Origin of the sequence: Achromobacter sp. LC458, from assembly GCF_001005835.2 — a bacterium.
GTDB lineage: Bacteria > Pseudomonadota > Gammaproteobacteria > Burkholderiales > Burkholderiaceae_B > Achromobacter > Achromobacter spanius_B.
This window is the reverse complement of sequence record NZ_LBHW02000004.1, coordinates 151922-170393: the sequence shown is the minus strand read 5'-3', so window position 1 is coordinate 170393 and position 18472 is coordinate 151922. Positions and strand designations below refer to the sequence as shown.

The following is an 18472-nucleotide window of genomic DNA, read 5'->3' as shown; positions in this document are numbered from 1 at the left end:
TGCACGTGAGCCTGTCCAGCGGCTTTGGTGGCAAAGAACTGCGTATCCTCAATGAGATGCTCGCGATGCGCGATCGCGGACATACGCTTGAGGTTGTTTGTGCCGCACGGTCTGAGCTCGGGCAGCGCTCTCAAAATCACGGCTTTAGAACGCACCACATTGAGGTAGAGGGGCTGATTGCTTCTGCAATGACTCCGTTTCGCATCGGCGGGATAGTGCGAGGAGGAGACTTTGATGTAGTCAACACGCATTCCGTGGAAGATGACCTGCGCGCCGCGCTGTTCGCGCGTTTAGCGCGAACACGATTGGTAGTTAGAACGCATCACCGGGAAAGCAGGCTGCACGTGCCGCGACTCAGCGGCGCGGTGAGCGGTCATGTGATAACCGTAAGCACGTATCAGCGACAGCGATACCTCGAACGTGGTCATTTCGAGCAGCGTGTTCGGACGATTCCTACAGGCCTAGACGTTCAGTATCCCAGGCCTGCGATGCCTTCGATGCGCCAAGAACTCGCCATTCCCGACGATGCGATTGTCATTGGAAACGTTGCGGACGATCAGGATGCGCAAGGGCTTCGAATTCTCGTCGAAGCGATGTACCCGTTGATGGAGGTCTACCCACAAGTTCACCTGGTGCTTGGTGGCCTGCATGAGCCCCGACTCAACCAGCTAAGGAGACGTGCGGTCGAAATTGGGTTGATAGGAAGGATCCACTTTCCAGATTTCTTCTTCTGCGTTGGTGACTTGTTAGGCGCGGTGGATATTTACGCAATGGTGCCGGAGTGCGAGGTGTTGGGATCCACGTTTGTCGAAGCATCTGCGTCCGGTGTGCCTGTCGTAGCTACCGCAGTTGGTTGCCTGCCAGAGGTCATCGAAAACGGTGTTTCGGGATATGTTGTACTGCCTTTCGATCGGGTGATACTCCGTTCGGTGATCAATAATCTGATCGTAGAAAGCAGCCTGCGCAGCCGATTCGGCAAAGCTGGGCGAGCAAACTTCGTTCTCCGGGAAAGGTTCAGTGCGGCGAAAATGGCTGAATCTATCGAGGATGCTTATCTTGGGTGGCTTAACGTGAGGGCGGATAAAGCAGGGGTTGGCCGGTGACATTTGACTTGGGATCGTCTCGGATCATTCCGCACTGGCTCTAGTCCCAGCACGCGGCAAAGGTGACGCGCTAGTGCTGCTTAAGGGGGTTGTGGCGAATCAAGCGCGCGCATCAGGTTCTCGATGTCCTGCCGCGCGGCGGCCAGCAGCCAGTTGCGGAATGCGCCGTAACCAGGCGGGGGACGGCGATTGGACGGAATGCACAGGAAGTAGCCACGCTCGAGCGTGATGGGTAGATCGAAGGGCACGGCGAGTTGGCCGGTTTCGAGTTCATGGCGCACGAGACAGCGCTGTACGAGCGCAATGCCCATGTCCGCGATCGCGGCACGAACAAGGATCGACACTTGATCGCAGGCCATGGACAGATTCGGCGCGGGTGCCTGCGGCCCCGCCCAACGCAGCCATTGTGTCCAGTTGCCCGGCGCGGTCGTGTGGTAGAGCAGAGGCTCCGCAGCGAGATCGTGCGGTTCGCGCCAGCGGCCCTCGGCCCTCATGCGCGCCAGACGTTCGGGGTGGCAGACAGGCACGATTTCGCGCCCGATGACGTAATCGCAATGCCAGCCCGGCCATTGGTGCTGACCCAGGCCGGTCAGGATGGCGGCATCCACGGTGTTGTCGCTGAAGTCCTCGCCCTTGCGATAAGGGGCAAAGTTGAGCCGCACGTCGGGGTGCAGCCGCCGGAATTCCGGCAGGCGCGGCACCAGCCACACGCTTGCGAAGGTCGGTACCACCGCGAGACTGAGCGGCCGGTCGGCAGGGGCCGTGCGCAATCCGGCGCTCGCCGCCTCGATCGCCATCAGCGGTTCCTGCACCGCGTCGAGAAAGGCGCGCCCCGCCTCCGTGAGCTGCAAGCGATGGGAGTCGCGCTGCAACAGAACCTGGTTGAAGTGGGCTTCGAGTCTTGCCACCGCGCGGCTGATCGCACCCTGAGTGACGCAGAGCTCATCAGCCGCCTGCGAAAAGCTGCCCAGCCGCACCACGGCTGCAAAGGCATGGAGTTCGGACATCGAAGGAGAATGCAGGCGCATGGCGGCTGGGTCGTGCACGGATTGTGACCATTGTATGACTTTCCGTCATACAGGCTTCCATTCTTGTCGTTTGCCAGTGGGCGGGCCCAGCCTGGACACTAGGCACGGTCTATAAATTTCCTTTCATGACGACAAGCCCATGACACTCCATGCCAGATATCGCGCCGGTTTCGCGGCGCTGGCCCTCGCGGCCGCCACTCCGCTCACCGCTACCGTGGCGCACGCCGAATTTCCCGACCGTCCGCTAAAGCTCATCGTGCCATTCGCGCCTAGCGGTTCTACCGACCTGGCCGCGCGGTTGATCGCCGAGTATGCCGGCCGCGAGTTGGGCCAGACCATCGTGGTGGAGAACCGCGCGGGCGCGGGTGGCTCGATGGGCATGGAGCAGGTCGCTAAGGCGGAACCCGACGGCTACACGCTCGGCATGGCCACGATGAGCACCCACGGCTCCAACGTCGCCGCCTACGGCGCGCGCCTGAAGTACGACCCGATCAAGGATTTCGCGCCGGTATCGAACGTGGCCACGGTGCCCAGCGTGTTCGCGATCAATCCCAAGATCCCGGCCAGGACAATTCAGGAGTTCATCGCGCTGGCCAAGGCTGAGCCGGGCAAATACAGTTATGCGTCGCCCGGCGTGGGTTCACTCGGCCATACCAACATTGAGCACTTTACGGCGCTCTCCGGCATCCAACTGCTCCACATTCCGTATAAGGGCGCCGGCCCTGCCATGAACGACGCCGTGGGAGGCCAGGTCGACGGCATCACCGACAATCTACCTTCGGCGCTGGCGCACATCAAAGCGGGCCGCCTGCGCGCGCTGGTCCTACTGTCGGACAAGCGTTCGCCCGCGTTGCCCGACGTGCCCGTGTACGGGGAGATCGGCTATCCGCAGATGGGCACGGGCGGCTGGTTTGGCATCGTCGCACCTGCCGGCACGCCGCCCGCCGTCGTGGGCAAGCTGAATGCCGCGATTCACAAAGCCATGCAGCAGCCAAATTTCGTACAAAAGATGGACGAAGCGGGCGCCACACTCATTCCCAACACGCCCGCGCAGTTCCAGGCACAGATCGAGCAAGCCGTGGCGCGTTACCAGGCAGTGGCGAAGGTCGCCAAGCTGTCGGCGGAGTGAAATGATGACGGATGCTCTGTACACCCTGCATCTGCCGGCGGACGAAGCGATCCCGCTGGTGTGCGACTCGCCGCATAGCGGCACGGACTACCCCGAGGATTTCCGACATGCGGTGCCGCGCGCCATCCTGCGAGCCGCTGAGGACACCCACGTCGAAGCCCTGTGGGCCGGTGTGCCGCGCGTAGGCGGCACGCTGCTCGAAGCGCATTTCCCGCGCAGCTACCTTGATCTGAACCGCATGCTCGACGATATCGATCCCGAGCTGCTCGAGAGCGCTTGGCCCGCACCCTTGCATCCCGGAGAGAAGACGCGCCTAGGCTCTGGCTTGATCTGGCGCTCCGTCAAGGGCGGCACGCCGATCTATGACCGCAAGCTGCCCGTGGCTGAAGTGCGGGCGCGAATCGAGCGGTGCTACCAGCCCTACCATGCCTCGCTACAGCAGGCGGTGCAGGGCGCGCACGCGCGCTTCGGCAAGCTCTGGCACCTCAACCTGCATTCGATGCCGAACAACGCCTACGAGCGCCTAAAGATCCGCAGCGACAAACCGCTTGCGGACTTCGTGCTCGGCGACCGCGACGGCACCACCTGCGAACCCGGCTTCCTCGACCTCGTGGAATCGCACCTGCGGGGCTGCGGCTACACCGTGGCGCGAAACGACCCCTACAAGGGCGTGCAGCTCATCGCCAATATCGGCCAGCCCGCGCTGCGGCGCTACAGCATGCAGATCGAGATCCGGCGTCCGATCTACATGGACGAGAACACCCGGGAGCGCAACGCGAACTTCGGCGTGGTCCGGCGCGATATCGACGCCTTGCTCACCCGAATCGCCGCCTACATTCGCGACGCCGTTGTGCGTTGAACCAGCGGGCGCAGCGCGCCCGGCATGCCTTCTGTCTTTCCGCGCCCGCCGTCGCAGCGGCGGGGCGTCCTGCATATTATGACTTTCGAATTCATTCCCCATTTTCTGGGACTAGCCGCGCTTGGCGTCGCGAGTGGCTTTCTCGCCGGATTGCTCGGCATCGGCGGAGGCATCGTGCTGGTGCCCGTCCTCACTTTCTTCCTGCAAGGGCAGGAATTGTCCGCCGGCCTGGCGGTAAAGATGGCGATTGCCACATCGATGGCAGTAATCCTGTTTACCTCCTTCTCGAGCGTGAGCGCGCATCATCGCCGCGGCGCCGTCGACTGGCAAATCGTGCGCGGGCTGACCCCCGGCATTGTGGCCGGCAGCCTCATTAGCAGCCTGGGCGTCTTCGCCCTGCTCAAGGGCAACGTGCTGGCTGTGGTGTTCAGTGTGTTCATGCTGTTTTCCGCGGTGCAGATGTTTCGCGGGCGCCAGCCGGCGGCGGCTCGCGGCCTGCCCGGGGCACCCGGGCTGCTCGGAGCCGGAAGCGCGATCGGCGCACTGTCGGGCTTGGTCGGGGTGGGCGGCGGCTTTATCAGCGTCCCATTCCTTTCTTGGTGCAACGTGCCCGTGCACCGTGCCGTCGCTACCTCCGCCGCGCTGGGATTCCCGATCGCGCTGGCGAACGTCGGCGGCTTCATCCTCGGCGGTCTCGACACCGCCGGGCGTCCTGCCCACTCGATGGTTTCGTCTGGACGCCAGGATTGGCGCTGGTGGCTGCCTTCAGCGTGCTGACGGCACCCCTCGGCGCGCGTGCGGCGCATCGTCTGCCCGTGGCGCGGCTCAAGCGCGCATTCGCCGGCATGTTGTTTGCCGTGTCGGCCTATATGTTGATCACCGGTGTACGCGGGGCCTGACCGGGGGCAAGGCGTGCGCATGCTCTGCCGACCTTTGGCGAAATGTTCCTTTATGCGCAATTGAGATGATCGCCTTTGAGGAAATGTTCAAAGGCATTTCGTCAGAGACCAGCGTGTATCGACGTGAGGTCGTCAAGGCGGGGATTCGGCACAACGCGCATTCCATCTTGATTGCCCACAATCGTCCGTCGGGCTCGTCGCAGCCGAGCTGGGCTTACGTCGAGGTTGCGCGGCGCTTGAGGTCATGTGCCGATAGGCTACTAACAGCTTGCGCATAGGCCGTAATTTGTCATTGACCACAGCCTGCTATTTTCTCACCGACCGTTGCGGTCGCAGCCAGATCTGGTCGGGATGGCCGTCGTCGTGGAACTCCGCCAGATAGTTGAGATATGAGGAGATCAGCCTTGGACTATAGCCTGCATTTTCCACAAGACGCTGCATTTCTCGCACTGTAGGCCGGTTGATCTCTTTGCTCGATCATTAACGCCGTGCCAATTGTTTGAATTGCCGGCGTCTTCCCACAGATAATCGTGCTGCGCTTCGGTAGCAGCGCATCCACCATGCTCTCGGCGTGGCTCGGTGGGTTCATGAACCATTCCGAGTCTCGCCCCGAAGCGATATGTTTGCGAGCAGAACCGAATGCGGTTCTTCCGTGTATGTAGTTCTCAATAACGCGCAATTCCTGTTGCGAGATCCCGTTGTGCATCTCGCTAGGTCGTAAGTTGTGAACAGGGTGACAAGGTTGTATGTCCGACCCTCGGCAATTCGCTGTCTGGGGACTCTTTTGTCGTAAGCCAGATCTTGGTGAAGGTCAGATATCGCATGCCGATCGCGATATAGAGCCAGCCGTACCGCACGGTTGGGTAAGACGCATACGCGGGCTTGATCTCCACCTTCATTTTCGTAGTTCATTGAAGGTCCTAGTGCAATGCACATGGTTGCGGCCTACGAACAACGGACGAACCCGAGTGCGTTTCCCCTGCCTTAGCCGACGGACGCTCCGGCCTCGGTGCTGGCGGAATTCGCGAGGAAGTGTATCAGGGTGAGTTGCGTGATCGCGGTGGTGGCAGGAATGTTCCGATGCGGGTCTTCTCTGGCATGCGTAGCCTACTGCGGCAAGGCAAGCATTAATTTTTGGTTGACTCGTGCCGTTATCCCCTATATGGCGCGCGAAAGACGCGACGCGCCGATCCATCGACGTAAAACCTAGTGAGGGGGAAGGACGTGGACCAGATTTCGCAGTTTCAGAGCATCGATAAGGAATATCCGCGGCTCCGATTTCCCGGCTTCGTTGCTGAAGGTACGTGTTTTGTTCGTGCTCGCATTCGGCAGGATGGGCTCGTGATTCTGTGCGCCCAGCTTTACGGATACAACGGGACTTCAGTCACGAATGCCATTGAAGAGGTGCGCAGGGCCGCTATCGAGCGTTTGCACGAAGAAGTCGGCCTGCAGCATCTCTTGCCTACCAAGAAGTGGTGGCAACGCGAGCGCACTCGTGATGAACTGCTTGCGATAGCGGCGGCTCAGACAGCCATGGTCGAGCACTATCCGAAGGGTCGTGGCCTAGCACCTGCAGGGTCTTTTGCCCTAGTCGAATTCGATGACGCAGGGCGGCCTGAGTGGGACTACAAGCCCTTGGCCACGGTGGCGCAGCAATGCGCAGTGGAGTCGGGATTTTTGACGATTGATCCGGAGCAGCTCCATTACCGCTAGAACAGCGGAAAAACGGGCGCTGGTAGTTTATTCTTCCAACTCTTCGAGCGCCTTCCGCACGTCTTTCGCGGTCATGAATAGCTTCAAGGGGTCGACATCCTGCAGGGCAGCGAAGCCATACTTACGATAGAACGCCGCAGCTTCTTCATCCTTGGCGTCGACCAGCACAACCGTCACGGCCAGGGGGCCAGAAACGATCATGGTCAACGCTTCGATAAGAAGCTGGCCTCCGATGCCCTGACCCTTGTACTTCAGATCCACGGCGAGCCGCCCGATTACAGCGGCGGGAACTTGAGCGTACCGGGCAACCTTCTTCAGGACCTTTTCAGGCAGACGCGTCAATTCCACGGCGCCGGCGGAGATCGTGAAGAATCCCGCCACCGAATCGTCCCTCATGAGCAGATGCGCGCGCGCGGCATCGCGCGCTTCGTCTTGCCCAAGCTGCTCGATGAAGTACTTATCAAGCTCCGGTTTGCCACAGCGAAAATCCTTGCGATCAATGGACTTCGAGAAAGGCACGGTTAGGCTACGCATACTGCATCAGTCCTTGTCTGCCTTCATGTCGTGAACGATCTTGTTCCGCATCGCGACGGCGCGTTTAAACGCAGCGGTCGGTTCGGCCGGCTCGGCATCGAGGGCCGCTGCGAGCGTTTCCGAGTCACGCTCAGAGAGCCGTAGAACCACCTGATGCTCAATTTCGAGGAGTGCTGCTTGATGGGCCGCGTGTATCACGAACTCTGAGAGCGAGCGGCCAGAAATATCTGCGGCGCGCTGAATCACGCTCCGCTCTTTCGCGGTCAACCTGGCGTCGAGTCGGGCAGTTCGCGGTTCGTCAACACGTTTGAGCTCTTGTCCGATGAGCTCGCGTAGCTGTTCAACGAAATCGATCGATAGCTGGTGACGGTCACGCTCTGCAGCTCGCGCTTTCTTGACTTGCGACCGGGCGGCGACAGCGGTTCGGGCGCCTCGGCGTTCGAGGCGGAGAAGCCTAGGGGGCTCCTCAGTCGGCGACCCGGCCGCTTTGGATCGCATCACGTTTGCCCAGCGGGCGTAGGCCGCTGCAAAGCCTGAGTCCGGCACGGCCACGACGAAGCTCTCAGAAGTGTTCTGCGAATCCTGCCGCTGGCGTTTCCGCTTCTGGCTGATCTTGGATGCCGGGGTTAGGTCTTCGTAATGTGTGCGCATGGCGTGTTCCTCCGTGTACGGGAATTAACGTACAAAAATATTGTACGGCATTCCTCGTACGGCGTCGATGGTTTGGCACACCGTGAGGTTGGGAAGCGAACGATAGAGTGCTGTCACCGTTCTTGAACTACCGCGGTGCCACTCCTTTACGAAGTTTGTCCGGCGCCTCCATCATGGCGCGAACCTCCTCATCTCGCTCTATTACACAGGGTTCTGCCGCGAGGCGAATCAGGAGTTCCTGATAGATGTCGCCCATGAGGCCGTGGGGCCGTTTGAGGTCACCGGACACCTGATGCAGCGCATCAGTTCCGAGCGGCGGCGCTTGGTTTCCCACAACAAGAGGATTACATCCGCATTTTGCGGATGGCGTTCACGAAGGGCGCGAAGCGCCTCGTAGGCCAAGGTCTGTTTGAAAGGCATAATGGAATCACTGGCTATCCATCCAGTATATTCCGCCTTTATCAGGGTCAGTTCACGGGCCTGGCGACCAGCATGTCGGAGGGGAAGGGCCGAAGAAAGTCCCGACTTTGCTCTGCGGGCGCCGCCAGCCAGTCCCTGTATGCCCCCTCAGGCAAAATCACAACCATCCGCTTTTCTTTGCCAGCTTGGTGGTAGTCGCGAAACAGCGGGTCCTCATCGGCGTTGATCGTCAACATGGTGTAGCTGTCCTGCCACTGACCGGATTGGTCCCGGTAGCGGTCCCAGAGTCCAGCGATGCCCATCGGCGCGCCGTCGGCACGCGCGAAGCGTGTAGCGACGGCCTTTCCCGACCGCCAGTCGGGCTCGAAGATAGCATCGGCGGGTATGACACAGTGTTGTGCGCGACGCTAGGCGTTGCGGAAGGTGAACGCATTTGCGACGCGGTCGTCACGAGCGTTAAATGTCGACAGCTTTTCCGCGCCCGCGAGATCGTCAGGACGGGTAGACGGCGATATCAAGCCCCACCGGCCGACGGCCGCTTCGCGCGGTGGAACCGCCTCATCGCCGACATCGTATTCGGGTGGTCGGCGGACGAAGACCCCTTGATATCGAGGCCACATATCGTATTTCCCGACTGTCGCTGGCCTTTGCGCGCCGAACTTTCTGAGCAGCAGCTCGGCGTCCTTCAGTGTTTGATAGTGGCTGCACATGAGGAGTTCCCCCAGAGAGAAGCCTCATAATAAATTGCCGGCGTCCTGCCGAAAGCGACCATAAAGCACCGCCTACTTGGTTAGGTGCTTACGGGCCTTCCATTGGCCGATGAATTCGTCCAGGCGGACGCGTTCGCAGCGGAAATGCAGGCGCTGCCACGCCGAGCGCATGCCGCATTGAGTCTTCACCATTCGAGCGAGCACTACCCGCTGGTCAACTTTCGGAGGAGCCCCGAAATGGTTCTATGCTCGCCATTGCACGCGCGATGTTGATCCAGGCAACGGGAAGGCCGAAATTAACCCTATTGGGTCGGAGCGAGTTTTGCGTTCATGTCTGGGCGTGCTGGGCGAGCCTCGGCTGTCGAAAAAAAAGGCCACCCTTTGTGGGGTGGCCAGTCCAGCTGAAAAACGAAGTCAGCTTACCAACTGCTTCGCAAGGGCGACTTCAATGCTGTCCCCCCCTTGATTGAGGATGTCCAGCCCCGAGTCAGGCATGTCTCCGGATGTGGATTGAGATACTGCGATTTTCTGAGCCATGAGTTGCAAGCAGCGCATCTGCGCCGTGCCCTGATAACCCAGAAAATCGACGTCCACATCTCGCGTCTGACCAATCCGCCAACTACGCCTTGCAGCCTGCTGCAGCGTGTAAACGTTGTAGCCGGTCTGCATGAACAAGATGGTCGGAAACTCCAACATATCTAGTCCAGTCTTGACGAGCTCTGGGTTGCAGATGAGCGCGTCTATCCCGCGATCGACCTGCTCCATCACCCAGTCTTCCCGCTTCTCGGCGGCTACGCTGGAACGAAGTACAGCGCTGCGCACCCCAGCCTGGTCGAAAAGGGCCTTTAGCCTGGCCGAAGTGTCGCGAGTGCCTGTGTACGTCGTGTACACCAGCGTGCGACGACCCTTCGCAGTCTCCCGCCGTACTCGTTCCAGTAGTGCCTCTTCTTTTGGAGCCATCTCCTGATTGCCGAATAGCGAGGGAAGGCTCGCAAGCACCGACTTAGTATGAGGATGTCGCACAGTCTCAGGCCGAAAGCAGCATTCCGGCCACGCGAGGAGAGCGTTGAGCACGACCCCCATAAGCGACTTGTCACCGGCGCGCAATGCCCGACGTAACTCGTCGACCAACGTTCGCTCAAGATACTTGTAGGCAGATTCCATGTCGGCAGACATGGCCACCTCCACCATGCTTTCGCGGTACGGAGGAAGAACGTCCTGACCAAGCTGGGAAAGCTTCAAGAACGCGGTGTAAGGAACCACATACCGCATGATTCCCTTGGGACCAAACCCCGGGCCTTTGACGGTAGAGATAGTCTTCTTATCCCCTTTTGCCGTGCGATGAGATCCTGAGTTCGATTCTTTGTGAATATCGATCAGGACTCCATGCTCGCGCATGAAAGCCATCGTCGCGGAAGCCATCGACCCCTTCGAGTTGAAGTTGAACCCGTCTTCAATCATCATCTGCGGGTGCAGGCGATAGAGAAGATGGTAGAGGTCGTCGGCATAGCCCCCCATTAGCGTGCCGGTAAGCGCAAGAGCCTTTGAGCACTTGCGCGCCAGAACTCCCATCGCTTGGCCCTGAGCAGAACCCTCGTTCTTATACTCGTGTCCCTCGTCTGCGATTAGCAGGCCGAAATAGCCCTGCGGAAGATAGCGCTTGATGAACTCAGTAGGTTGAAAACCACCCTGACCGAAGGACACTTCGGTATAGGCTAGTGCTCTTTCCATGCGCTTTGCCTGTCGGTCCGAAAACACCAGGTCCCCTTCATCGTCCATCAAGTTGATGAACTCGTAGACGTTGTCCTGCAGCATATCGCCAAGCATGGTTTCGCCGAATCGACAAAGAAGATTGTCCGCGGTGCGCGGGCCGACCGTTGGCATTTGAACAAGAGCCTTCTTAACCATGTCGCGGTAGCTTGTCGGCGTAGCCCGTTTGGGTACCAGCGTCCAAAGCCGTTCACCACATCCGCAGGCAGTTCGCCGTTCATTCAACGCTGATGTTGCTAGCGCTGGCGTGAATGGAACACCTTCCTCATCGCAGACGAACTTACCGCACTGAGGGCAGCAAGCGGCACTTCTGTAAACGCGGCCGAGCTCTGAGTCGTAAATTGCCGGACGAGTCGCGAAGGCGGGACGCCAATCGAACCCCATTCGCATGCGAACGCGGCCCAAGATGAAGAATTGCGGCACTACCGGCTTGCTTCGCATGCTCCTGAGCTGCAGCAGCTTTCGAAGCGTGTCGGGGCCGTTGAGGATCCAGACTTGCGCGTTAGGAACCGTTGCACGAATCTCACGCCGCCATTTGTAAACCAAGTGGGGAGGCGCAAGCACCAAAGTGCGCGGGAAGCCCGCGTGATGGAGGAGAGTCGCCACGAGGATGCCCATAAGGGTCTTTCCCGTGCCCATCTCCGCATTGATGACGCCGGCAGGTGCATGCTGTGTCAGAAGGGTGGTTATGGCGTGAACAACGCGTCGCTGAGCTGGAAACGGCGTGCGCGATAAGGAATTGATGATTCCGTCCCAGATGGGGTTGGACGCCTCGTCGAAGATAGGGGGATTCTGACTCCGGACGGCCTGTAACAGGCCAGAGCCAAATTTACTGATGAACTCCGATAGAGGGATGCTCGCGGTTTCATCGGATTGAACTTCTTCCAAGGCGACAACTTCGTCGTCAACGATTGCATTCATGGTGGTGCTCCAAACAAAGGGAATTAAGAGACACCGGCCCCTTCCGGGCGGGTGTCCCGGAAGGGGGGGGAGCGGCGCCGTTAGGCGTCCGCCAGGAGGGTCAGTCGGCCATCACGGACGTATGAGGAAATGCGGGAAGAGAAGTCACTCGGCAGGCGGACAAACGTAGGATGTATGCGCCCCACCGGCCTGGAAGTTTCGTCATCAAGATCGGCCAAAAGGTCGCAGCGAAGTTCGCTCATCACGAAATCACGCCAGTGGTCCAAGAGGGGAACCTCGGAGATCTGTTTAACTAGATCCCAGACGGGGTCAGAGGCCAGGTCAGGTGCTTGCGCGGCAGTAGAGTCGCGCAACACCCAGCCACTTCGAGTAGGGCGGGATGGTTTCAGCAGCGCCGGGTCATAGATCCAGCAGTGCAAGAGTCCGCCGAAAAGAGTCTGCTTGGGAAGCCGGCCTGTGTGCTTTTCAAGACGCTTCACATCCCCAACGGAGACCACGGTTTCGACGGTCGATGACGTCGTCATCAACGTCAACTGTCGTAGGCCTCCTTCTTGAGATCCCAGTTGAAGAGACGCAAAGAGCTGCTGTACTGATCCGTCTCTGCCATAGAACGAAAGAAATGCGAGATCGCCGCTTGGCAACCTGATGCAGGCATCCACATACAGGTCTTGCAGCTCACGAATGCGATACATCATGCTTTGCTCCAAGAGTTTGGTAGGTCTGGATCGTCACAGTGCGGGCTCTACTTCCGCCAAGTGGGGCAGTAGTTCCCGTAGCTGCTGGATCGACCGCGCCGACAGCTTCACTTCAAACAGGCGGTCTAAATCGACGATCTGTTCGGTCAGTGAGGGTGCGGCGTCGGAAACCATTCGGCAAAAGCTGAGAAGGCGACGTGCGCGCGAGTGGAGCTCAAGCTCGTGCACGGTCGCATCAGGAGGCGGGAAAGCGCCATTGCCCAGGTGGGAAACGGACAGGTCAACCCGTTCTCCTTCTTCGTGGAAGTCGTCATGTAGGAGTTGCAGCGCGCAATCTCCTGTCCATAGCGAACCACTCCCGAAAGCAGACTCCGCTAACTGCAAAGCGGCTAACTCATTGGCGGCAACCACGCCGACCTTGATGACGTGTTGGTACGCGACTTCAAGGGTCACGATGAACTTAGAGGACGTTGTCATTGGCATATCCAAGCGACAGCAGGCACCCTCGCGGGCAAGCCCGCAAGGGTTTAGAGGACACTCCAGGTCGATGCGACCTTGGTCTGGGCAAATGCCCATGGAGCCAAACCAAGAAGGGCGCCGGTTACGCCGGCAGCGGCCCAGTACCGTAGGGCTTCGTAGAACGCTGTCCTAAGCGCAGGTGAATGCGTTTAGGACAGCGCCCTCGTGGATACGAGGGGCTGATGTTGAAACCGCCATTGTTCTCCCCGGGGCGATGCGCAGCAGTCGCTGCTATCCCCGAGAGATTTAGCGGATGTTGACCAGGCGGCCAAGGGTCGGCCCGGGCGTGAAGTCGATTCCTACGATCGTTGGCACGAACTTGTCGCGCATCACAATCGTCGTGCGAATGTCTCCGTTATCAGCCTCTTCAAGCTGCACCTCCTGATCTTTGACCTTGATCGTGTCGCCGCGGATGAGTAGCTTGGTCCCGTCGTCGCTCTCTACCACGCCGCTTATCTGGCCGGCCGCCAGAGCAAGCGCCAGATGCCAGTCGGAGAGGTTGCACAGCGGGCGGCGATGGGCTAGTTGGCCGGTCGAGAAAACTCGATCAAACTGCGGCCACAACGTCGAAGCCTCCACGCGTTGCAGCTCAAGCTGCAACTGCTCCGCGTCGATCTTTGTCGAAATAAAGGCGGGCTCGCCTGGAACGTGCGGGATGAGATACGGAGCGGTTGTCCACTCTTCCGGTAGTTCCATTGGTAGCTGCCCTTGACCGATATCAACCAAGCGCTTCACCGTCTCTGGATCAGGGGACTCCGAGCGTCTCTTGATGCCGAATACGACCAACTGGCGAAACTCTTGCTCTGGCGCCAAGTAGGCTTGCACGCCTTCAAAGTTCCTGGAGATCATCGTCGCGAATTGCTTGTCCATGACGTAGTGCGGGACGATCAAAACCAGTACGCCTCCGAATGTCAGCGATGGCACGGCGGCCTGGTAGAAGACCTTTTCCAGACGGTCGTAGTGCCGATCGCCGGTGTGACCTTTGTCTGCAACTACAGCCCCATAAGGTGGATTCAGAAACAGAAGCCCCATGGATCGCGCAGATACAAAAACATCATGTACATCTGCATGGAGCCCTGATGAGAGAAGCTCCTTCGCGTGCCAGGCGCGGCCTTTGTCGTACTCGACGCCATAGGTCACCGTCGTTCGAGTTTCATGAAGCGTGTCGAGGTTGGAAGCCACCCAATGAAGTGCGCATCCTTCGCCGCAACACGGGTCATACAGCCTTGCCCCTGCGTCAGGATCGAGTAGCTCAAGTGCGGAACAAATCCGTCCAAGTGTCTTCTCATCGGTTGGAAAATAGCCGTTTCGAACAAAGTTCTGAGCCAGTCTTGGAAAAATAAGAGCCATAAAAATTTCCCTGTTTGTAGTCGTGAAGTGCGGGCCGGCGGAGGCCGGACCCGCCCATCTGGCGGAGAGTTCTACTTGATGTGCCACGTCTGCGAAGCAGCTCGGAAGCTGTACCCCAATCGCTTTCCAAGCCAGTCGCGTTGCGATCGGAACAGAGTGCGGTCGACAGACGGATCGAGCTTCACCGGTTGTCCATCCCTGATGAGCTCGGCGAGCTCATCACCGAAGATGGCAAGAAGCTCGCTATCGTCGAATTCAACGTCTGGCGACGTGGGCCGTTCCGCGGGCTGTGCCCCGGAAACACTGCGCGCCGGGGTCGCTGGTGCTTGATCTGTGATCGCATCAGGCAGGACTGTTGGTTCTGCCTGAGGCGTGGCCGATGGCGAAGTGCGTTCTTCGTCTGCAGGGTCCGGCTCACTCGCTTGCGCGGGGGGGTCGGAATCGTCGGGCTCGTCGCAGTCCAACATGACTTCTGCGAGCGAAGCCCGGATCTCGATGGTGATCTTTCCGTACCACGTGTAGGAGTGCGGATAGATCTTGGAAATGAGGAACTCGCCGGGATAGGAGCCCGATTGAAACTGCTCCAAGATCTTGTCTTTGATCTTGAACTCGCCGATCGCGGTCTGCAGTTCGCCGACGTTGAAGTCGCCGTTGCCGCCTCGAATCGTCTTGACCTCCAGGGTGCCGGGGATCTTGATCATGGTGTTGCTCCAGAAATAAAAAACGGCCCCGTAGGGGCCAAGATGAATGAGAGGGGCTGCGGGCATGAGGCCCGCATGAAGGATCAAAATATTTGCGTCAGGAGCTGCGGAACCGAGCTTCCTGGTGCAGTGCTACGCCGATTAGGCAGACGCGTCGCCGAGGTGCCTTTCGAGCTTGTCTTTGATTTCCTGGGCGACACCCCGCCATGAGTGAACATGAAACATCGGGTTCGCTGGCCAGGCTTCGAGTTCTGCATCGCTAAGCTGTGCCACGGTCGTGGCATGCTTAAGCAACGCATCTACGACGAACATCTGAGCGAGCGGGCCATAGGAGGAGAACTCCATAAGGTCCGCAACGCACTCGACGTTGGTCATCTTTTCTTCGTTCGCATGAAATGGCATATGGGGCCTTGAGGAAAACGAGGCCCCCCATCGGAGGCCCCGATGGGTGAGTAAAGTGCAGTAGTTACATGGAGCTTTCGGTGAACGTACCGTCAGCCTGGTGCGTCACGACGCGGTTTCCAACGTCGTTGAACATATCCTCCTCCACTTCCTTGAACATGCTTTCCGGCACGGAAATGCTGAAGTGGTTCAAGACATGGCGGTAATAATCAAGATCCATTTCGAACGGTTCTCGTTCGTGAAGGTTGGAGTAGAGGTAGTCTTCGTCGTCTACAAGCTGCGACTCGTCACGAAGTTCAACAGGCTTGGAGATGACCATGAAGAAGTAACTGAGCGGCCTGTCCCAGCCAAGGTTGACGGTAACAGGATGACCCTTGTGCGTGGTGGCGAAGTAGTGGTTGCTCATTGCATAGCCAGGGAGTGGACCCGTTCGCCCTTCCGGGCGTGGGCCCGGATTGGGAAAAGGCAGGGCGTTGAGTGGGCGCCGCTGCTTGGGTTTAGATCGGGACGACGCGCGTTGCGCCGGCACCGCTTAGAACGTTGACTCGTTGACCGGGCTTCAGCGGGATGTCCGCCTCTTGCGCGACCGCTTGCGTTTGACCGCTGTCGAGTTTCACCACGACTTCCAGGCCTGCGGCCTGAGACACCGCGCGTTCCACGGAATTTCCTGCCAGTCCGCCAAACAAAGCACCTAGCGCTGCGGCGATATAGGAGCCTTTGTGGCTTCCGATAGCGCTGCCTGCTAAGCCTCCAATTGCACTGCCGGCAGCCATGCCTGCACCCGAGTTGTAGCTGGCCTGAATGGTGATGGGCCGTGCCGAAACGACAGTACCCGGTTGGACCAGTTGCACCTGCTGGGCTTGCTGATAGCTGTAGACGCCGCCGGACGCGCTTTGATTTGCGCAGCCGGCTAGGCTTACTAACGCCATGGCAGCGAGGCATATGCGAAGGCGGAAGCGGAGTCCGCAAGCGACGCGAAGGATCGCGCCGCGCAGTTGGGCTGATCGTGTTGCGCCTACGGTGAAAGCGACCCAGGTTAGGGAGCCCAAGCCGAGGCCGAACGTGATGGAAAGGATCGCAACGCTAAGGGTTGAACTCATGTCGGTTCTCCTAAAGAAAAAGGGGAACCGCCGCCCCAGTCGGGGAGGAAGGTTCCCCGATGGGCTGAAAAGACACTCCTGGTCGCTAGACCTGCGGTCACCGAATGGTGGAGCCAAACCGCGGCACTGCAAAAGATGCCAGATGAGCTCTGGCGGGCGTACTGGGCCGAATCCTACACACAACACCAACTATTTGGCAAGGGGCGCACTGCGCTTTTTGGAACAGACGCACGGCTCTATGATGGCTGGGCTGGACCAGCGACACTCCCCTTTTCGTCGCGACTTGGGAATGACCTTGACCCCCGTACTTCCGCCTTTAAATCACGTGCCCCGGTTGCTGTATGCGGCTCTCTGCCTAATCGGAGCGATCTCAGTTGCGGGTTGCGGGACGCCTGTCTCCGATCTGCGGGTCGCACCGGAAAGGTTGGATTTCGACTACACGGTAAGCTCGGGCGGCGGCAATGGCGTGATGCAGGCGTTTGCACATGAGGGGAAAGCCATCTTGGTGTTGGACAAGCCCTTGCCGGCCGGCGTGAACTCGGTGCCAGTTGAGTTGCCCGGGAGTGTTCGCAGTTCTGCGGACGTGCAGGGAAACTACGTTCTTGTCCCCGGTCGGCCCGAGAGGTTTATCGTGGATCTGCCTTCGGGCCCCGTTGAAGTCACGCGATCGAGCTCAGGAGCAATAGCCGGTCGCACGAGCGTTACGCCCAGCAGCGTGTCGCTATGGAGCACTGATGCCGGCTCCGAGGATGGCGCCGGCGACGAGGTAGAGGACAGTGACGAGGTCGAGTCGAACCTCGACTGGGGAGTTGCAGACGGGGCGCGGGCGGTCAGTGATCCGACTATGGATCAAGGGGGGGCCGTCCCGGGTAGACCAGGTCATGACGGCGAGCAACGACGAGGGCCGCTCCCTACATCGATTGAACAACTTAGATAAAGGATTTTGGCGATGAACATCATTTCTCCTTGGGCGAATAAGTGTCCCGTTGGAACGCAGGCGCGGCATATCCGCCTTGGTGACGTGACTGTCCTTGTCGAGCTCGGCGAGAGCAGGGAGGTTGAGGCAATATCGTTGGACGCTGAGGGAAATGAAGTGCGCTGCGTTGAGCTCGTGCTGACGTCGGAGCTGACCGCGATCGACCCATGTCGGGATCTCGCACCGCCTCGCGCGACTGCGGCCACGATACTGCCCTTCAGGGCTTCGAGTCCGCAGTAAGGGACTTTTCTAAGCCCCAAGTGACAGCACTGCGGTGCGCAAATCTCGTTGCATTCTTCATTTCTGAAACGTAAGATGTCGGCTAGATAGCGCTCCGACGGCTTATGTCGGAATCTTTTGTAGCAATGCGGTTTGGCTCCACCATTCGGTGACCGCAGGTCCTAGCGACCAGGAGTGTCTTTTCAGCCCATCGGGGAACCTTCCTCCCCGACTGGGGCGGCGGTTCCCCTTTTCTTTAGGAGATCCGTCATGGCTCAAGCTAACACCCCTAAGTACTTCGATGCTCACCTTCGTGGTCTCGGCTATGTTCGTCGCGTTCGCGAAGTTAAGCCCAAGAAAGGTGCTCCGTTCCTTTCGTGCAGCATCAGCATCTTTCATGGTGAAGCGCAGGAAGGCAGTGCGGATTCACTCACCTGGCTCAATTGCGACGTCAAGATTGTCGGCAAGGAAGCCATCAAGGTCATGAGCGAAAAGCTTCAAGAAGCCGCGAACGACTCCAACCGAAAGGTCTTGGCGTCCGTGACCATCGGCGATCCGTACATCGATACCTATAAGATCACGAGCGGCACGCGTGCCGGTCAAACAGGGGTGGTCCTCAAGGGCCGTCTGCTGAAGATCCATATGGCGAAAGTCGATGGCGTGATGGTCTATCAGTACGTTGAACCCGAAGCTTCGGCAGAAGGCGTTCGAACTGGCACGGACGATAATTAAGTCCTAGCCAAACCCGGAAACTCCACTTAGGTGGAGTTTTC

At 59.2% G+C, this 18472-nt stretch carries 17 protein-coding genes and 2 pseudogenes; 7 read left to right on the top strand and 12 right to left on the bottom strand.

Annotated elements, in window-relative coordinates; genetic code table 11:
- Positions 1 to 5: 5 nt before the first annotated feature.
- Entirely contained in the window at positions 6 to 1103 is a 1098-nt protein-coding gene (locus YH64_RS05375) for a glycosyltransferase family 4 protein (protein WP_167351706.1), read from the top strand.
- Positions 1104 to 1183: 80 nt separating this feature from the next.
- On the opposite strand, the gene YH64_RS05370 is transcribed toward YH64_RS05375, so the two are convergent.
- On the bottom strand, positions 1184 to 2131 hold the full coding sequence (locus tag YH64_RS05370; protein WP_046803339.1) for a LysR substrate-binding domain-containing protein: 948 nt from the start codon (positions 2129 to 2131) through the stop codon (positions 1184 to 1186).
- Positions 2132 to 2270: 139 nt separating this feature from the next.
- On the opposite strand from YH64_RS05370, the gene YH64_RS05365 reads away from it, so the two are divergent.
- The 5 genes and pseudogenes from YH64_RS05365 to YH64_RS05345 all read left to right on the top strand — a co-directional run bounded on the left by YH64_RS05365 (position 2271) and on the right by YH64_RS05345 (position 6731).
- Positions 2271 to 3260 (top strand): tripartite tricarboxylate transporter substrate binding protein BugE, encoded by a 990-nt coding sequence (locus YH64_RS05365; RefSeq protein WP_006216191.1) that lies wholly within the window; start codon positions 2271 to 2273, stop codon positions 3258 to 3260.
- Position 3261: 1 nt separating this feature from the next.
- A complete protein-coding gene (locus tag YH64_RS05360; RefSeq protein ID WP_006216190.1) occupies positions 3262 to 4119 on the top strand; it encodes an N-formylglutamate amidohydrolase in 858 nt (285 codons plus the stop codon).
- A gap of 78 nt (positions 4120 to 4197) precedes the next feature.
- Positions 4198 to 5018: pseudogene (locus tag YH64_RS05355) on the top strand (sulfite exporter TauE/SafE family protein).
- A gap of 65 nt (positions 5019 to 5083) precedes the next feature.
- Entirely contained in the window at positions 5084 to 5296 is a 213-nt protein-coding gene (locus YH64_RS30745; protein ID WP_006216188.1) for a JAB domain-containing protein, read from the top strand.
- A 946-nt stretch (positions 5297 to 6242) separates the two neighbouring features.
- A complete protein-coding gene (locus YH64_RS05345) occupies positions 6243 to 6731 on the top strand; it encodes a hypothetical protein (protein ID WP_143215256.1) in 489 nt (162 codons plus the stop codon).
- 27 nt (positions 6732 to 6758) lie between these two features.
- Here the strand turns inward: YH64_RS05345 and YH64_RS05340 are convergent, their stop codons facing one another.
- The 11 genes and pseudogenes from YH64_RS05340 to YH64_RS05280 all read right to left on the bottom strand — a co-directional run bounded on the left by YH64_RS05340 (position 6759) and on the right by YH64_RS05280 (position 16504).
- Complete coding sequence (locus tag YH64_RS05340; protein ID WP_026382169.1) at positions 6759 to 7265, bottom strand: GNAT family N-acetyltransferase; 507 nt, start codon at positions 7263 to 7265, stop codon at positions 6759 to 6761.
- A 6-nt stretch (positions 7266 to 7271) separates the two neighbouring features.
- Positions 7272 to 7916, bottom strand: coding sequence for a DUF1778 domain-containing protein (locus YH64_RS05335; protein WP_006216184.1), 645 nt, complete (start codon positions 7914 to 7916; stop codon positions 7272 to 7274).
- A 467-nt stretch (positions 7917 to 8383) separates the two neighbouring features.
- A pseudogene (locus YH64_RS05325) lies at positions 8384 to 9046 on the bottom strand (SOS response-associated peptidase).
- A gap of 414 nt (positions 9047 to 9460) precedes the next feature.
- The gene (locus tag YH64_RS05315; protein ID WP_006216179.1) at positions 9461 to 11737 is read right to left on the bottom strand and encodes an SNF2-related protein; all 2277 of its coding nucleotides are present in this window, start codon (positions 11735 to 11737) and stop codon (positions 9461 to 9463) included.
- An 80-nt stretch (positions 11738 to 11817) separates the two neighbouring features.
- Positions 11818 to 12432 (bottom strand): hypothetical protein, encoded by a 615-nt coding sequence (locus tag YH64_RS05310; protein WP_006216178.1) that lies wholly within the window; start codon positions 12430 to 12432, stop codon positions 11818 to 11820.
- A 33-nt stretch (positions 12433 to 12465) separates the two neighbouring features.
- Positions 12466 to 12909 (bottom strand): hypothetical protein, encoded by a 444-nt coding sequence (locus tag YH64_RS05305; RefSeq protein ID WP_006216177.1) that lies wholly within the window; start codon positions 12907 to 12909, stop codon positions 12466 to 12468.
- A gap of 288 nt (positions 12910 to 13197) precedes the next feature.
- Positions 13198 to 14301: a DUF6094 domain-containing protein gene (locus tag YH64_RS05300; protein WP_006216176.1), complete on the bottom strand. Its 1104-nt coding sequence runs from the start codon at positions 14299 to 14301 to the stop codon at positions 13198 to 13200.
- 71 nt (positions 14302 to 14372) lie between these two features.
- Positions 14373 to 15002 (bottom strand): DUF3275 family protein, encoded by a 630-nt coding sequence (locus tag YH64_RS05295; protein ID WP_039883689.1) that lies wholly within the window; start codon positions 15000 to 15002, stop codon positions 14373 to 14375.
- Positions 15003 to 15143: 141 nt separating this feature from the next.
- Positions 15144 to 15377: a hypothetical protein gene (locus tag YH64_RS05290; protein ID WP_039882442.1), complete on the bottom strand. Its 234-nt coding sequence runs from the start codon at positions 15375 to 15377 to the stop codon at positions 15144 to 15146.
- A 91-nt stretch (positions 15378 to 15468) separates the two neighbouring features.
- Complete coding sequence (locus tag YH64_RS05285; protein WP_006216173.1) at positions 15469 to 15810, bottom strand: hypothetical protein; 342 nt, start codon at positions 15808 to 15810, stop codon at positions 15469 to 15471.
- Between the two features lie 91 nt (positions 15811 to 15901).
- On the bottom strand, positions 15902 to 16504 hold the full coding sequence (locus YH64_RS05280) for a glycine zipper 2TM domain-containing protein (protein WP_006216172.1): 603 nt from the start codon (positions 16502 to 16504) through the stop codon (positions 15902 to 15904).
- Between the two features lie 1465 nt (positions 16505 to 17969).
- On the opposite strand from YH64_RS05280, the gene YH64_RS05275 reads away from it, so the two are divergent.
- A complete protein-coding gene (locus YH64_RS05275) occupies positions 17970 to 18431 on the top strand; it encodes a DUF3577 domain-containing protein (RefSeq protein WP_006216169.1) in 462 nt (153 codons plus the stop codon).
- Positions 18432 to 18472 lie beyond the last annotated feature (41 nt).

Bases quoted from the DNA above. Each gene is read 5' to 3' on its own strand.
- YH64_RS05370 (WP_046803339.1), bottom strand. From the start codon at position 2,131: ATGCGCCTGCATTCTCCTTCGATGTCCGAACTCCATGCCTTTGCAGCC.
- YH64_RS05365 (WP_006216191.1), top strand. From the start codon at position 2,271: ATGACACTCCATGCCAGATATCGCGCCGGTTTCGCGGCGCTGGCCCTC.
- YH64_RS05360 (WP_006216190.1), top strand. From the start codon at position 3,262: ATGATGACGGATGCTCTGTACACCCTGCATCTGCCGGCGGACGAAGCG.
- YH64_RS30745 (WP_006216188.1), top strand. From the start codon at position 5,084: ATGATCGCCTTTGAGGAAATGTTCAAAGGCATTTCGTCAGAGACCAGC.
- YH64_RS05340 (WP_026382169.1), bottom strand. From the start codon at position 7,265: ATGCGTAGCCTAACCGTGCCTTTCTCGAAGTCCATTGATCGCAAGGAT.
- YH64_RS05335 (WP_006216184.1), bottom strand. From the start codon at position 7,916: ATGCGCACACATTACGAAGACCTAACCCCGGCATCCAAGATCAGCCAG.
- YH64_RS05315 (WP_006216179.1), bottom strand. From the start codon at position 11,737: ATGAATGCAATCGTTGACGACGAAGTTGTCGCCTTGGAAGAAGTTCAA.
- YH64_RS05310 (WP_006216178.1), bottom strand. From the start codon at position 12,432: ATGATGTATCGCATTCGTGAGCTGCAAGACCTGTATGTGGATGCCTGC.
- YH64_RS05305 (WP_006216177.1), bottom strand. From the start codon at position 12,909: ATGACAACGTCCTCTAAGTTCATCGTGACCCTTGAAGTCGCGTACCAA.
- YH64_RS05300 (WP_006216176.1), bottom strand. From the start codon at position 14,301: ATGGCTCTTATTTTTCCAAGACTGGCTCAGAACTTTGTTCGAAACGGC.
- YH64_RS05295 (WP_039883689.1), bottom strand. From the start codon at position 15,002: ATGATCAAGATCCCCGGCACCCTGGAGGTCAAGACGATTCGAGGCGGC.
- YH64_RS05290 (WP_039882442.1), bottom strand. From the start codon at position 15,377: ATGACCAACGTCGAGTGCGTTGCGGACCTTATGGAGTTCTCCTCCTAT.
- YH64_RS05285 (WP_006216173.1), bottom strand. From the start codon at position 15,810: ATGAGCAACCACTACTTCGCCACCACGCACAAGGGTCATCCTGTTACC.
- YH64_RS05280 (WP_006216172.1), bottom strand. From the start codon at position 16,504: ATGAGTTCAACCCTTAGCGTTGCGATCCTTTCCATCACGTTCGGCCTC.
- YH64_RS05275 (WP_006216169.1), top strand. From the start codon at position 17,970: ATGGCTCAAGCTAACACCCCTAAGTACTTCGATGCTCACCTTCGTGGT.